At 36.0% G+C, this 15,379-nt stretch carries 12 protein-coding genes and 1 tRNA gene; 9 read left to right on the forward strand and 4 right to left on the reverse strand.

Annotated features, from left to right (window positions below):
• Positions 1–52: 52 nt before the first annotated feature.
• On the reverse strand, positions 53–880 hold the full coding sequence (gene folP, locus P164_RS09965) for a dihydropteroate synthase (protein ID WP_028376247.1): 828 nt from the start codon (positions 878–880) through the stop codon (positions 53–55).
• Between the two features lie 155 nt (positions 881–1,035).
• On the opposite strand from folP, the gene P164_RS09970 reads away from it, so the two are divergent.
• The 9 genes from P164_RS09970 to P164_RS10010 all read left to right on the forward strand — a co-directional run bounded on the left by P164_RS09970 (position 1,036) and on the right by P164_RS10010 (position 9,164).
• A complete protein-coding gene (locus tag P164_RS09970; protein WP_028376248.1) occupies positions 1,036–1,587 on the forward strand; it encodes a DUF1599 domain-containing protein in 552 nt (183 codons plus the stop codon).
• Positions 1,588–1,591: 4 nt separating this feature from the next.
• The gene (locus tag P164_RS09975; RefSeq protein WP_028376249.1) at positions 1,592–3,304 is read left to right on the forward strand and encodes a BT_3928 family protein; all 1,713 of its coding nucleotides are present in this window, start codon (positions 1,592–1,594) and stop codon (positions 3,302–3,304) included.
• Entirely contained in the window at positions 3,301–4,377 is a 1,077-nt protein-coding gene (locus P164_RS09980) for an ABC transporter permease (RefSeq protein ID WP_028376250.1), read from the forward strand. The genes P164_RS09975 and P164_RS09980 overlap by 4 nt, the downstream gene beginning before the upstream one ends.
• Before the next feature lie 213 nt (positions 4,378–4,590).
• Positions 4,591–5,340, forward strand: a complete 750-nt coding sequence (gene tpiA / locus P164_RS09985; protein ID WP_028376251.1) for a triose-phosphate isomerase — start codon at positions 4,591–4,593, stop codon at positions 5,338–5,340.
• Between the two features lie 9 nt (positions 5,341–5,349).
• Positions 5,350–6,186, forward strand: coding sequence for a 50S ribosomal protein L11 methyltransferase (gene prmA, locus P164_RS09990; protein ID WP_028376252.1), 837 nt, complete (start codon positions 5,350–5,352; stop codon positions 6,184–6,186).
• A 25-nt stretch (positions 6,187–6,211) separates the two neighbouring features.
• Complete coding sequence (locus tag P164_RS09995; RefSeq protein ID WP_028376253.1) at positions 6,212–6,487, forward strand: ATP-dependent Clp protease adaptor ClpS; 276 nt, start codon at positions 6,212–6,214, stop codon at positions 6,485–6,487.
• A 170-nt stretch (positions 6,488–6,657) separates the two neighbouring features.
• Positions 6,658–7,524 carry a M57 family metalloprotease gene (locus P164_RS10000; RefSeq protein ID WP_028376254.1) on the forward strand — a complete coding sequence of 289 codons (867 nt, stop codon included), beginning with the start codon at positions 6,658–6,660 and terminating at the stop codon, positions 7,522–7,524.
• A 139-nt stretch (positions 7,525–7,663) separates the two neighbouring features.
• Positions 7,664–7,737, forward strand: a tRNA-Arg gene (locus P164_RS10005).
• A 275-nt stretch (positions 7,738–8,012) separates the two neighbouring features.
• Entirely contained in the window at positions 8,013–9,164 is a 1,152-nt protein-coding gene (locus P164_RS10010; RefSeq protein WP_028376255.1) for a porin, read from the forward strand.
• Positions 9,165–9,212: 48 nt separating this feature from the next.
• On the opposite strand, the gene P164_RS10015 is transcribed toward P164_RS10010, so the two are convergent.
• The 3 genes from P164_RS10015 to P164_RS10025 all read right to left on the reverse strand — a co-directional run bounded on the left by P164_RS10015 (position 9,213) and on the right by P164_RS10025 (position 15,376).
• A complete protein-coding gene (locus P164_RS10015) occupies positions 9,213–10,949 on the reverse strand; it encodes an ABC transporter ATP-binding protein (RefSeq protein ID WP_028376256.1) in 1,737 nt (578 codons plus the stop codon).
• Between the two features lie 177 nt (positions 10,950–11,126).
• Entirely contained in the window at positions 11,127–13,946 is a 2,820-nt protein-coding gene (locus tag P164_RS10020; protein ID WP_035899744.1) for a M16 family metallopeptidase, read from the reverse strand.
• A gap of 83 nt (positions 13,947–14,029) precedes the next feature.
• Entirely contained in the window at positions 14,030–15,376 is a 1,347-nt protein-coding gene (locus P164_RS10025; RefSeq protein WP_028376258.1) for a RagB/SusD family nutrient uptake outer membrane protein, read from the reverse strand.
• Positions 15,377–15,379 lie beyond the last annotated feature (3 nt).

Genomic DNA, 15,379 nt, shown 5'->3' on the forward strand with positions numbered 1-15,379 from the left:
ATAGAAACCCATCCTAACTCAAGAAATAAGTGAACTTAATAAAGATTCCAATTTAATTTGAAAGTACCTCTAGTAATTTTATAGCCTGCACGGCTTCTCTCACATCATGCACCCGCAGAATAGAAGCTCCCTTTTGCAAAGCGATAGTGTTAAGAACCGTTGTACCATTTAAAGCTTCCGCAGCAGAAATGTCAAGTGTTTTATAAATCATTCCTTTTCTGGAAATCCCAATTAGAAAAGGTAGACCCGTTATTTCAAACTTTTCAGCATTATTTAAAAGTTCAAAATTATGAGTACTGATTTTACCAAAACCAAATCCAGGGTCTAAAATAAGGTCATTTACACCTAATTCTCGAGCAGCGGCTACTCGTTCACTTAGATAAAAAAGCACTTCTTTGAGCACATCATCATAATACGCAAGACCTGCCATTGTTTGCGGAGTACCTTTCATATGCATCATAATGTAAGGCACTTGTAAGTCTGCAACTGTAGTAAGCATTTGCTCATCAAGCATACCTGCGGAAATATCATTTATTATTGCAGCACCTGTATCTATTGCTTTGCGCGCCACTTCAGCCCTAAAGGTATCTATAGAAAGTAGGGTTGCAGGAAAATGTTTTAAAATAGACTCTATAACGGGTAACAGACGTTTTTGCTCTTCATCTACAGAAATATCTGTAGCTCCCGGCCTAGAACTGTATGCTCCTACATCAATAAAAGTAGCACCTTCTTTTAGCATTTTTTCTGTTTGATTCAATAGTTTAGAATCACTAGAGTAATTACCTCCATCAAAAAAAGAATCTGGGGTAACATTAAGAATTCCCATCACTTTCGGTTTTGAAAGATCTATAAGTGTTCCTTTACAGTTAATGCTTTTCATGAAAATGTACTATGTTTTTTTAGATTGCTTATTTTAGGCGAAATTTACGCAAAATGAATGAGCCTCTTTCTTGAATCGATATTTATAGACTTCAAGAAATATACATTCAGATACAATTGAAGCACCAAAGCCCCTCGGGTAGTTAAACTATATTAATGAAGCAGACTTCGACACAATACGACGCGGTAATTACCACCTGTCGTAATTTATTTTCTAAAAAAATGAATGACTACGGAAGTGCGTGGCGCATATTGAGACTTCCGTCATTGACAGATCAAATTTTTATTAAAGCACAACGTATACGTGGGCTTCAGCAAAATGCTGTACATAAAGTAGATGAAGACGAAGCTTCAGAATTTATAGGAATCATAAATTACTCGGTAATGGCGTTGATACAACTAGATCGTGGAGTGGTAGATCAACCCGATTTAGATCTTGATGAAGCGTTAAAGTTGTATGATAAACATGTAGCTATCACTAAAAATCTAATGGAAAATAAAAATCACGATTATGGTGAGGCCTGGCGTGATATGCGTATTAGTTCATTAACAGATCTTATTTTACAAAAATTATTACGGGTAAAGCAAATAGAAGATAACAAAGGCAAAACCCTGGTTTCTGAAGGGATAGATGCAAATTACCAGGACATGCTTAACTACGCAGTATTTGCCTTAATATTAATGGAAGAAGGTTCCGCAAAACAATAAAAATTTGAAAAAACTAGTTGGTGTAATTCGCATTTTTGTAGGTATTCTCTTTATAATTTCAGGATTTATTAAACTCAATGATCCTGTAGGATTCTCTTTTAAGCTACAGGAGTACTTCTCTCCAGATGTCTTAAATATGGAGTTTTTGAGTCCGTTTGCACTGGGACTTGCAATCTTGTTAGTTATCGTTGAGCTGGTTCTGGGAGTTGCATTAATTATAGGCTATTATAAAAAGCCTACGATGTGGCTTCTATTGCTCATGATCTTGTTTTTCACCTTCCTTACCTTCTATTCTGCCTATTTTAATAAAGTGACAGACTGTGGTTGTTTTGGAGATGCGTTACCGCTTACCCCGTGGCAGTCGTTTTCAAAAGATGTAGTTTTATTAATTCTTATTTTGTTTTTGTTTTTCAATCTAAAACACATTCAGCCTTTCTTTTCTAATTTCGGTAGGTCTATTGTCATCTTTGCCACATTTATAGGATGCTTAAGTTTTGGATATTATGTTTTAATGCACCTTCCGGTTTTTGACTTTAGAGCGTATAAAGTAGGTGTAAATATTCAGGAAGGAATGGAAATTCCTGAGGGAGCAGAGAAAGCCGTTTTTGACTACCACTGGAAATTTGACGTTAATGGTTCTCAAAAAATTATTACCACTCAAGGAGAATACCCCTCTTCTGAAGGAACGTTTCTAGGTGTAGAAACCGAAGTTGTTACACAAGGTTATGTACCACCTATACACGATTTTACAATAGAAAAAGAAGGTGAGAATTATACTGAAGATTTTCTAAACACACCCAATCTCATCGTAATTATAGCGTACGATATTAATAAAACAGAATGGAATGGCTGGCCGGTTATTAAGGAACTCACAAACGACGCATTAAAAAAGGGATATACCGTAATTGGTCTTACATCTTCGGGCGAAAATGAGGTTAATGATCTCAAAGAAAAACAGAATATAAATTTTGATTTTTACTTTACAGACGCTACCGTTTTAAAAACAATTGTACGCAGTAATCCCGGTATTTTAAAGTTACATAATGGTACAATTCTTCAAAAAAAACACTGGAACGATGCTAAAGAAATTGATCTTGAAGTTTTGCCAACTGCAAAATCTGCTCTCAATTTAGTATTAAAAAACAAATTAGACAGCATCTCGCGCTATGACCAATTGTATCGCCCTTTATTACAGGAATCAGATCCTGATAAACGTGAAAAACTTGCGCAGGATTTAGGTATCGCTAAAGAAGATTACACTGGTGATCTTTGGAAAAAACAGCGCATGATAGACACCAGTAATTTAAAAATTATTAAAACGATTTTAGATAATTACGGCTATCCCGGAAAATCATTAGTAGGCGAACCTACTAATCTTATCGCGCTTGAAGTGATACGGCACAATCCTATTCAGATAGAAGAATATCTAGATCTATTTAAAAAAGCTGCGGCTCAGGGAGAAATCCCAATGACTCAAGTCGCTGCCTTAGAAGACAAGTATCTTATGCAGCAACGCAAGGAACAACTGTACGGAACTCAAGCTCAGATTACAGCGGCAAACGGATTTTTCATTTGGCCAATAAAAGACCCTGAATCTGTAAATGAAAGACGTGCTGCAGCAGGTTTTACAAGTACTATTGAAGAATATGCTACAGATTTAATGGGCAAAAACGCTAGTTATAAGACATTAAAACTATCTGATATTAAAACGCTCTGATTACTTACATTCTAAATAAAATCGGTTATGCCCTGCTTACTCTATTTGGAGTAGTTACTGTGGTGTTTTTGTTATTTACCGTGCTTCCGGGAGACCCTGCGCGTATGATGCTTGATCAAAACGAAGATCCTCAGCAACTGGCGATTATTAAGCATAAATATGGTTTTGATCAACCCATATTAACGCAGTATGGGTACTATTTAAATGACTTATCCCCTATCTCAATACACAATAAATCTGGTGCAAATTATACCAGTTTATCCTCTGGTAAATACACGTATATCACACTCATAACAACACGTGTTCACGCCATAGTTTTAAAAGAACCTTACTTAAGAGAGTCGTTTCAAAAAACAGGAAAAACCGTTGTTGAAGTTATTTCAGAAACGCTACCAAATACTATAGTTCTTGCAGTGAGTGCAATTACACTTGCCATACTATTGGGTATTTTTTTAGGAATCGTATCTGCCAATGCTCGTGATACCTGGTTAGACAAATTTATACAGGTAATAAGTACACTGGGAATGAGTGTCCCCAGTTTTTTTAGCGCCATTCTATTTGCGTGGCTTTTTGGATATGTACTTCACAAGTATACAAATCTTAATATGACAGGAAGCCTTTATGAGATCGATGATTTTGGCGAAGCCATTACTATACAGTGGAAAAATATAGTATTGCCCGCTATTGTTTTAGGCATTCGGCCATTAGCTGTTGTCATTCAATTAATGCGTAATTCGCTTTTAGAGGTTTACAATCAGGAATATATACGTACGGCACAGGCAAAAGGCTTAAACAAATGGCAAATTGTATGGCGCCATGCCCTTAAAAATGCATTAAACCCGGTAGTTACAGCTGTTTCGGGTTGGTTTGCTTCGATGCTAGCGGGAGCCGTTTTTGTAGAATATATTTTTGGGTGGAATGGTTTGGGAAAAGAAATCGTTGATGCCTTAAATACACTAGACTTACCTATAATTATGGGATCTGTTTTAGTAATTGCAACGATGTTTATTCTCATAAACATTCTGGTTGACCTCATTTATGGACTTCTCGATCCTAAAGTACGTATTAGGTAGGTCAAATGTTGTAGAATAGCCTTACTAACGTTAATTTTATAGCTTATTCTTATTTTAAGCATAGTCACTTTTTCACGATTTATTTTCCGCTTTGCGACCGTTTAATAAAAGCAAATGTGCCGAAAATCTTCAGGAAAACTTTATAAAACTGAATTTAATAATAATATCACAACGTAATAGTTATTAATACAAACAACTACTAATCAAAATACAATGAGAAAAAACATCGTAGCCGGTAACTGGAAAATGAATACAGATCTTGCTGAAACTCAAGATTTAATTTCAGACTTAAAGAAAATCGCTAAAACTTCTGAGGCAGAAGTTATAATTGCACCTCCCTATACTAATCTTTACAGTGCTTTTGAGGCTGTAAAAGGCTTAGATATAAGCGTAGCTGCTCAAAATATGCATCAATCTGCTTCGGGTGCTTTTACCGGCGAGATAAGTGCAGGTATGTTAAAAAGTATTGGTATTAAAACAGTTATTTTAGGTCATAGTGAGCGTCGCGCGTATTTTGATGAAAAAGAAGATCTTTTAGCAGAAAAAGTAAATACTGCATTAGAAAATGATATGACGGTAATTTACTGTTTTGGAGAAGAATTAAAAGACCGAAACTTTAGCGAGCATTTTGAAGTGGTAAATAAACAAATTAGTAATGCATTATTTCACTTAGATGCAGCTGCATGGAAAAATATAATATTAGCTTATGAGCCTGTTTGGGCAATAGGAACCGGTGAGACTGCCAGCCCTGATCAAGCTCAGGAAATGCACGCATTTATACGCAAAACCATTGCCGATGAGTACTCACAGGAAATAGCTGATGAAGTTACCATTCTTTATGGTGGAAGTGTAAAACCTAACAATGCACAGGAAATTTTCTCAAAACCAGATGTTGACGGTGGTTTAATAGGTGGCGCTTCATTAAAAGCAGAAGATTTTATGGCAATTGTAAATGCATTTTAATATATATTAATGGCTGAAGCATATTCTGAGTATGAGTTTAAAGTAAATCCCGTAAACCCGGGGGTAGAAATACTCATTGCACAACTTGGCGAACTTGATTTTGAAAGTTTTGATGAGACCGAAGATGGCGTTAAAGCTTATATCGTATCCTCATTAAATCGCAATGATTTACTTGAGAATATTTATATTCTCAAAAATCAGGAGTTTGAAATTAGTTATACTGTTAATCATATCGAACCTGTTAATTGGAATGAGGAATGGGAAAAAAACTTTGAGCCCATAGAAGTTGATGGTATTTGCTCGGTTAGAGCACCTTTTCATCCTAAACCAGATACCGAGTATGATATTGTTATTGAACCTAAAATGTCATTTGGTACAGGTCATCACGAGACCACACATTTGATGATTAAACATCTTTTAAAGCTAGATGTAACCGGCAAAAAAACTTTAGATATGGGTTGTGGCACTGGTATTCTAGCAATACTCGCTGCTATGAAAGACGCTAAGCCGGTTGAGGCAATAGATATAGACCCGTGGTGTTATGAAAACACGGTAGAAAATGTAGAGCGAAACGGAGTGTCATTTATTGAAGCTTTTGAAGGAGATGTAAAACTTCTAGACGGCAAACAGTATGATTTAATAATCGCTAATATTAATAGAAATATTCTTTTAGCAGATATACCAGCTTATGCAGGTTGTCTAAATCATACAGGTACTTTGCTTCTTAGCGGCTTTTATACCCAAGATATTCCTGCAATTACCGAAGTTTGTAATCAACATGGGCTAAATTTTATCATGAATTTTGAAAGAAATAATTGGGTAGCTTGTAAATTTGTAAAAAATTAAAACCCTGAATTTAAGTTTTTTACATATGAGCACAAGAGAAAAGATTCAAGAAGAAGTAGATGTCCTCGAGGCCGAAGATCGAAATAATGAGATAATTGTTTATAATGACGACGTTAATACCTTTGACCACGTTATAGAAACTTTAATACATGTGTGCGAGCATACGCCCATACAAGCAGAACAATGCTCACTCATTGTTCACTATAAAGGTAAATGTACCGTTAAAACAGGTAGTTACGATTATTTAGAACCCAGATGCAGCGCATTACTTGATGCGGGATTGAGCGCCGAAATCATCTGAAACTAACTCAAATATAATTAATTAAAAGCCTCCTCTCAGAGGCTTTTTCTTGTTAATTACTTACCGATTAAATCGATTCAGTCGATAATATGCAAACTTTTAACGTTTAAAGGTTTTCATATTAAGTTTTTTTTAATAGTTTTCAGAAATCATTAATAAAATTTAAATCTATGTTAGTACACACATTTAGAAAAGCTGCTCTATTCAGCTTAGGTTGTTCTTTAGTTTTTGCCTCTTGTTCTGAAGATGCAACCGAAACTCCTGAAGTAGAAATGCAACAAACTGCTACACTTGAGGTGTCTCAGGCAATTCTTGATCAGGTTGAAGATTTAGGAATGAATACCCGATTTGTAAAATGGGATGATTTCTATTTTCCTGATGGCACTTCTGAACCCCGCCTATTCTTAGAAGAAGATGTTATCGTAACCCCAGAGCAATTAACCGCAATGGTCAATTTGACAAAAGTAGAAAAAGGTGCAACGCAGAGTAAACAATACAGAACTTCTGCTTTAGTATCTCAGGGACGTACTATATCTATAATAGGATATACCGGCGGAAACCAGGCACTAAGTACAAAAGAACGTACAGCATTACAGTGGGCAGTAGATAACTACAATAGATTAAGTGGCGTATCTATAAGCTTCAATCTAACCTTTGGTACAAACTATCAAAATAAAGATATGGTTGTTTACAATAATACTGTAAATAACCCAAGTGGTGCAGGTGGGAGCGCAGGGTTTCCAAGTAATGGTTTACCCCATAAATTTGTTCAGATCTATGGTTTAGCAAATTATGATACAAATGTAGTAGAGCACGTTATTACGCACGAGATAGGACATTCTGTAGGTTTTAGACATACAGACTGGTTTAGCAGACAGAGTTGTGGAGATAATGTAAATGAAGGTGGAGATGTAAACTTAGTACCCGGTACACCTAGTGGTTATGATGCTACATCAATTATGTTAGCTTGCTTTAGCGCTAGTGAAGATGGTGAGTTTAATGCTAATGATATTACCGCTTTAAATAACATGTACTAGTAAACAAAATACCCCTAGAGAAAGCCATTTAAAAATTAAATGGCTTTTTTTTTAGTTTATTCTTGTAGATAGTCAAAAAAGACTTATATTTGCACCCGCAAAATGAGACAAATATATGTTGATTTTTTGCTGAAATAAAGGCCTTGTGGCGCAACTGAATAGCGCACCTGATTACGGCTCAGGAGGTTCCAGGTTTGAATCCTGGCAAGGTCACAAAATTTAAAACCACACTTTTTAAAGTGTGGTTTTTTTGTTTATCATATTTTCATACCTAATAATTTAGAACTCAAAGTCTGTATAAATTTTAGTTCAAAAAGTGAAGTATTGTCAATCTGTTGCGTTAGCTTAATAAGAAGCGCCACATTTTTTAAAAATAATTTTAGTAATTTTCTAAAAGAGCTTCCGAAGAAAATCTTCTAAAAGCCACCTAAAATTGATGTATCGCTCAACTTAGCTATATTTCTGCCTATCTAATTTTTACATATTCTATGAAGTCTGTTTTATTTGCCATTCTAACATTCACCTCATTTTGGGGGTTTTCTCAACAAGACGGCAGCCCTGATGAACCTATAATTCCGGTTGATAAAGCAGGTCTTTTAAAAAATATAGATATCACCTTTGATCTACGTATGGACTTTCAAGCCTATACCTTTAGAGGTGGTGACAATTACTACAACGGTCTCCAATTTGAAAATGGCTTTACAGCCCTGGGAATTGCCGCAAAAATAAATGATAAACTCAAATTTAAATTTAGAAATCGCTTCAATAAAAGTGGTGATGTACAAAGCCTCGATAGGCTGGGAAGTAATATAGAACTGGCATATATAGATGTTAAATTGAGTAATGCACTCAATATGTATCTTGGCAAAATGACAGCTTTATACGGTGGTTATGAGTATGAATTTATTGCTCGTGATGTGCTTGAATACAATGATATTTATGGTAATGCACTGGCCTTTGTTACCGGAGCCGGTTTAAGCTATAAAACTGCTGAACATAATACGTTTGGGATACAGGTGTTAAACTCAAGAACAGCCCTTTATGAAGACATCTATGGCGATGTGGTTGCAGAAAATATACAGGAACCAGACTGGCCGGTTACCTTTGTAGGCAACTGGCGCGGAAGCTTTTTTGACGGTAAACTAGAAACAATATACAGTTTGAGTCATTCTACAGAAGTTAAAGATAGAGGTACCACATTTTTTACACTGGGACATAAATATGAAAACAAAAACATAACCTTAATGTATGACTTTCATTACAGTTATGAAGAAATTGATACAAAGGGCATTGTTACCCGGGTTATTGATAACGAAATAGCCGCAGAAAATGTGACCTATATTGAAAACTGGTTTCGTGGTAAGTATCGTTTTAGCCCTAAAATTGAAGGATTGTTGACATTAATGACCAGTAGCGCTCGCGATAATGCACAAGCTGACAATAAATTGATAAGAACCAGTTATGGCGTGATACCTACTGTGTATTACAGTCCGTTTAAAGATCTTAATGTAAAGTTTTATTTTGCCTATATAGGTAGGTACTATGATTATTCAGAGTATGCGATAAATTCATTTGGCGCATCATCTTTTAATAAAAATGAAGTGCGAGTTGGATTTATAGCTCCTTTATTGCTCTTATAAATCAACGGCCCTTAAAGGTTTTTACTTCGGAAAAATTTAGAGAAAACTTTAGATACGTGCCTGATAGGTAAATAAGTTATAGTATCTCCCCTGGTTAGCAATAAGTACATCGTGTGTTCCGCGCTCTGCAATCTGACCATTTTCTATGACTAAGATTTGATCTGCTTTTCTAATGGTACTTAAGCGGTGGGCTATAACAAAGGTTGTTCTTCCCTGAGTTAAGGTAGCCAGACTTTTTTGAATTAATGCCTCACTTTCGGTATCGAGATTAGAAGTTGCTTCGTCTAAAATTAAAATTTTAGGATTTGCTAAAACAGCTCTCGCGATTGCGATTCGTTGACGTTGACCACCAGACAATTTTACACCACGCTCACCTATTAAAGTATCTAAACCGTCCTCAAACCTATCTGTAAATTCATTTACGTATGCTGCATTAACCGCCGCTTGCAATTCATCCTCAGTAGCGTTAGGCCTGGGAAACAAAATATTCTGTCGTATACTGCCTTCAAATAGAAATTCATCTTGTAAAACAACACCAAGATGTTTCCTAAAGCTATTTAAATTCACTTTTGATATATCCTGCCCATCTACGGTTATTGTACCAGACTGCGGATTTAAAAATGTGGCCGCAAGGCCTGCGATGGTACTTTTTCCAGAACCTGAACTTCCAACTAAAGCTACAACTTCACCCGATTTTGCTTCAAAATTAATCCCCGTCAACACCTCTTTATTTTCCTCGTAAGCAAAAGATACATTCTCAAAAACAATATGTCCTTTAAAGTTTTGAAGATGTTGAGTACGGTTTTTCTCGTCAGATTCTGGTGTCATATTCATCAGTTCTTCAGTACGATCAAGACCTGCTAAAGCTTCTGTTAATTGACTTCCTATATTACTCATTTGAACAATGGGCGCTATCATTAATCCTAACAAAAATGTAAAAGTCAGGAAATCACCTATAGTTAATTCGCCCATCATAATTTTATAACCTCCTATTCCCATTATTCCGGTGGTAGCCAATCCTAACAAAAATGTTGAAGAGCTGGTCATTAACGCAGTCGCCGTTAAACTCTTTTTTACATTTTGAAAAAGTCGCTCTACACCTTCTTCAAATATTTTATTCTCCTGTTCTTCAGCATTAAAACCTTTAATTACGCGTACACCCCCTAAAGTTTCTGTAAGCCTTCCTGTGACTTCGGCATTTATAACCCCTCTATTTCTAAAAATAGGTCGAATGATCTTAAAAGCCTTTAGCGCAATCAGTGCAAAAACAGCCAGTGGAATAAGCGTAAACAAAGTCATCGTCCAGCTTATGCGTAACAGCAAAACGAGTGATACCACAGCTGTGATACTACCTCCTACCAGTTGTACTAATCCTGTTCCTATTAAGTTACGTACGCCCTCTACATCACTCATTATACGGGAGACCAGCGCTCCCGATTTTGTATTATCAAAAAACCGAATGGGTAAAGACAGTACCTTTTTTTGAACCTGAGCTCTCAACTCTGAGATCATATATTGAGCCTGTACGCTCAAAATCTTAGTCAATAAAAACGACGTTGCTGCTTGAATTAAAATAGCGAGTCCTACAGCTGCGACTAAGAGCTTGAGTAGTTCTACATTCTTATTAGGTATAATATCATCCATTAAATATTTAAGAGACAGGGGTGCTACAAAGCTTGCTGCCTTGCTAATCACAATTAAAATTAACCCTATAAACACCAGCTTTCTTCTGGGCCAAATAATGGTTTTAAAAGCACTGAGAATACTTACTTTTTTTTCTGACATTAAAAATAGTTTAAAACCTTAGTCGTTAAAATTTGTAAAAAATTATCCTCCCCTGTAATCTTATTTAAGGAGTACGCTAAACAACAATTACTTGATTTAAAATATGGCTCTAAATAGTTATAAAAACAAAAACCCTCACCAATAAGTGAGGGTTACAAAAACATTTAAAATATTCTATTACTCTTCTGGGAGTAATACAAATTCTGCATAATTAGTTTCATCAAAATAAATCATTGCTGCATCTTTAAAATAATCTGAATCGATTGCTGAAATATCTTCTTTGTAGTTTAAAAAGCTGTCATAATCCCGCCCCAACTCATAAGCTTCTTTAATTTTAGCGATCCAGAACGAGTCATAGTTTAGAAACTCTTCAGTATTGCTTAATTCTGCTTCTTTAATTTTATCAACATTTTCTTGAGAAACGCCATTTTTTTTAATAGCGGCAATTTCTTCAAAAACCTTGTCCTTTAATACCTCAACATTCTCAGGAGCACAAGTAAAACGTATATCCATTCTGTACCAGTCGTAAGGCCTGTCTGTTGTAAAACCACTTACGCGCACACCATAAACGCCACCCATTTCTTCTCGCAATTCTTCAGTAAGTCTAATTTTTAAAACCTTTGCAAGTAGGTTGAGTTTTTTCAATTTTTCAGGAGAATAATCAAGTGTGCCCGTATATCGCATTGCTACCTGAGCTTTATCATCAATCCCTTTATTTACCGTTTTTTTAATTTTCCCGGTGACTCTCCTTAAACCTATATCTTCCCAGTTGCTTCCTTCATCTAGATTAGATGGTAAACTCGCGAGATATTGTGTTGATAACTCTTTAATTTGATCAGGATCAAAGTTCCCTGCAAAAATAAATGTAAACTCATTTGCATTAGAAAAACGCTCTTTGTAAAAATCATAAACCTCATCAATATTTAGCTCTGCTTCTATTTGATCGACCTCAAGAGGTACAGCTCGTAAATGATTATTCATCATCGTCTGTGCAATCACTTTTTCAAAATAAGAACCCGGGTTATCATCTGCCCCTTTATATAAAGAAATTAATTGCTCTTTATGAGAGCCAAAAATATTTGCATCTTTATTAGGCGCTGTAAAGTATAAATGAATCATTTGAAACATACGCTCCAGATCTTCTCTATTGCTGCTTGCTGAAATTAGCTCATCATAATAATTAATATATGGCGTTACTTTGACATCTCTACCCATATTCAATTTTTGTAATTGAATATTAGAAATTGAATTTACCCCACTTTCTGAAACAATTCTACCGGCTTCACGTGCCGAAACATAAATACTATCTGGTGCTACAGAACTACCACCCGGTCTAAACCCACGTACAGCAATCATATCATTCTGAAAGGTTGTAGGTTTAACAATAACGGTAACCCCATTAGCAAATTCCCAGGTTGTAACGTCTACTTTATCATTATAAGATGTAGCTGTAAGTTTACCGGGTTGCGGCTTATCTTTCATCAGCGCTACATTCGCCATATCATCTACATAAGGCTTTAAATTCAAACCTTCTCCATTTTTTAAAATATTTAAAAGCTTAGCTTCTTCAGGTAATTTGGCAAGGTCTTGCTCTGGAGCATTTACAATAATAGCAACATCTGAAGTAGCTACCCAGGTTTGTGCTACTGCGTTAACCTCGTTTAAGCTAATCGTTGGTAAAATTTCTTTATAAAAATTATACCTAAAATCTTCACTAACTACAGGATCTTCAAAAGTGAAATTATCAATTAGCGCTTCTACATAAATACGATTGGGTATTTTATCTGCTTCCGTTTTAAAAAGCACTGCATTCTGAAGAACTTTTGCTTTGTAGCGTTCTAACTCTGTTTCTGTAAAGCCAAAACGTTTTGCACGCTCGCTTTCTGCAATAACGGCTTCTATTCCTTTTAATACCTGGTCCTCTTTTAAATTTGCTCTTAAAAAATAACTGTCTTTATTGCCTAAGAAAAAACCTATTCCTGCCGAAGCACTTAAGAAAGGCGCATCTTTATCTTGTGTAAGTTCATTAAAACGTTCTCGCAACATCCCGGAGTATAAGCTTTCAAGAAGTGAAGTTTTATAATCTTCAAAACTTAGCGTTTTCTCGTGTTCTTTCTTATAGTAAAAAGCTACCGTAGTATTCTGAGTCTCTTTATCTGTAATCACCTTAGCCACCGGTTTATTAGCCGTTTCTATTTTATACACAGTACGCTCCTTAGGCCTTTGTGGTACTTCTAAGTCACTAAAAAGAGATTTTACTTGTGCTTCTGCTTTTTTAGCATCAAAGTCACCTACCAGTACAAGAGCCATTAAATCTGGTCTGTACCAGTCTCTGTAAAAACGTTTCATAGCCTCATAATCTGAATTTAGAATTACATCCAGACTTCCTATAGGTAACCGACTTGCATAGCGCGCATTGTTTGTTATTACCGGTATAGACTCATCATACATTCTAGATCCCGCACCGCTGCGTGCTCTCAGCTCTTCTGCTACAACACCTCGCTCATTGTCTATTTCTTCATTTGAAAAAGTAATACCACCAGCCCAATCTTTTAAAATTTGCATGCTGGTGTCAAAGATCTCCTGATCATCTGTAGGAACAGTAAGCTTATATACGGTCTCATCAAAACCAGTATGCGCATTTAAATCTGCACCAAACTCAACCCCTATACTTTGTAAATAATCAATAAGTTCATTTTTCTGAAAACTTGTGGTACCGTTAAATGCCATATGCTCTACAAAATGCGCTAATCCGCGCTGGTCTTCATCTTCTAAGATAGAACCTGCATTAATTACCAGACGCAGTTCTGCTTTATCTTGAGGTCTTGAATTTTCCTTTATGTAATACGTTAAACCGTTTTCTAGTTTTCCTGTAATCACTGAAGGATCTAAAGGTAACTGCTGTTTTAAATTGGTAAAATTTGTTTTCTCCTGTGCCTGTAAGGGAGCATTAAAGGTTAGTAAAACAATACTAATAATTGTGAGTAAACGTGTCATGTGCTTGTTTTTAAGTAAAAGGATTACCTGCAGATATTGCAAGCAATCCTGTAAAAGAGAATTATATGGCTAATCCTTAATTTTTAGAAATTGTAACCTGGGTTTTGATCTTCAAATTTTATGAATTCGTTACCTTCTATTTCTGCCAGAGGTATTGGGAGAATATACTGGTTGATACTGGTGATGGTAGGTTTTAACTGCATTGCCTTATCAAAACGTATGGCTGCAAACCAGTCTGCACCATTCTCAAAAGCAAGTTCTTTTATAGTTTCTTCAAAAACCAGTTCTAAAACTTCATCTGTTGTGGTTGCCACTGCATCATCATTACCTGCTCTGTTGCGTATTACATTTAGGGGTATAAGGCTCGCTTCAACAGTTGCACCGCTGCGGGCAAGAGCTTCAGATTTAATAAGATATAGTTCAGCAAGACGCATAAAATACGTGGGTCTAAAAGTGGCTGCATTGTTTGTTTTTAGCACCGTCAAACCAGAATAGGTTAAAGGTTGCCTCGAGTCACCTGCCATCAAGGTAGGAAACCACGTATTACCGGCTCTACCCGAATAAAAACGCTTTCTGTTATTTTGATCGGTGTCTGAATTAGCGTCTCTATAGATCTGCAGTATTAATTCTTTAGAATTTAAACCTTTACTAAAAACATCTGCATAGGAGGGTTCAAGCGATCGCGCAGTATTATTTATAACAAGATCTGCTGCGGCAGCTGCATCTGCGTAGGCTCCCATATATAATAAAACACGAGCTCTTAGTGCTTGAGCAGCTATTTTAGAAGCTCTGTAATTTACCGTAAAATCTGGTGCGTTATTTATTGCAAAATCAAGATCTGCAAGAATCTGTGTATAACATTCTTCAACAGTACTTCTAGGCTTACTACGGGTTACAAAGTTTACAGGTTCGGTTCTTAGAACTACTCCTAACGCACTAGATCTATCGTAAAACTGACCAAAATAGCGCAACGCATCAAAAGTGGTCATCGCGCGTAAAAAATGGGCTTCGCCGATAATCTCACTTCGCAACGTCTCTGAAATTTCGCTTTCAGAAAGTTGTTGCGTGAGTTTAATACTATTGTTAGAAGCATCCATAACTGCGTAAATAATCTTCCAATAACTATTTACGTTAGCGTTATCTGAATGCAAATCGTTTTCCTGAAATTCTGAATTTGCAGTACCCCCACCCGCTGTACTCATCGTACCTATCATCGCACTGGGTATTAATTCTGAATACATATAGTAATGTGCAGAAGTAAAAGAAACAATCTGACCGTAAGCTCCACTAAGTAATGCTTCTGCATCATCGCTGTTTTGAATCACATTATCTGGAACGAGGTTATTTGGTGGATTTTGATCTATCGCATCAACTATTTCACAAGAAACCGTCAATGCAGCTAGTAAACTGTATAAAATATATTTTTTCATAAG

The organism is Leeuwenhoekiella sp. MAR_2009_132, from assembly GCF_000687915.1.
Taxonomy (GTDB): Bacteria; Bacteroidota; Bacteroidia; order Flavobacteriales; family Flavobacteriaceae; genus Leeuwenhoekiella.

Bases quoted from the DNA above. Each gene is read 5' to 3' on its own strand.
- folP (WP_028376247.1), bottom strand. From the start codon at position 880: ATGAAAAGCATTAACTGTAAAGGAACACTTATAGATCTTTCAAAACCG.
- P164_RS09970 (WP_028376248.1), top strand. From the start codon at position 1,036: ATGAAGCAGACTTCGACACAATACGACGCGGTAATTACCACCTGTCGT.
- tpiA (WP_028376251.1), top strand. From the start codon at position 4,591: ATGAGAAAAAACATCGTAGCCGGTAACTGGAAAATGAATACAGATCTT.
- prmA (WP_028376252.1), top strand. From the start codon at position 5,350: ATGGCTGAAGCATATTCTGAGTATGAGTTTAAAGTAAATCCCGTAAAC.
- P164_RS09995 (WP_028376253.1), top strand. From the start codon at position 6,212: ATGAGCACAAGAGAAAAGATTCAAGAAGAAGTAGATGTCCTCGAGGCC.
- P164_RS10000 (WP_028376254.1), top strand. From the start codon at position 6,658: ATGTTAGTACACACATTTAGAAAAGCTGCTCTATTCAGCTTAGGTTGT.
- P164_RS10010 (WP_028376255.1), top strand. From the start codon at position 8,013: ATGAAGTCTGTTTTATTTGCCATTCTAACATTCACCTCATTTTGGGGG.
- P164_RS10015 (WP_028376256.1), bottom strand. From the start codon at position 10,949: ATGTCAGAAAAAAAAGTAAGTATTCTCAGTGCTTTTAAAACCATTATT.
- P164_RS10020 (WP_035899744.1), bottom strand. From the start codon at position 13,946: ATGACACGTTTACTCACAATTATTAGTATTGTTTTACTAACCTTTAAT.
- P164_RS10025 (WP_028376258.1), bottom strand. From the start codon at position 15,376: ATGAAAAAATATATTTTATACAGTTTACTAGCTGCATTGACGGTTTCT.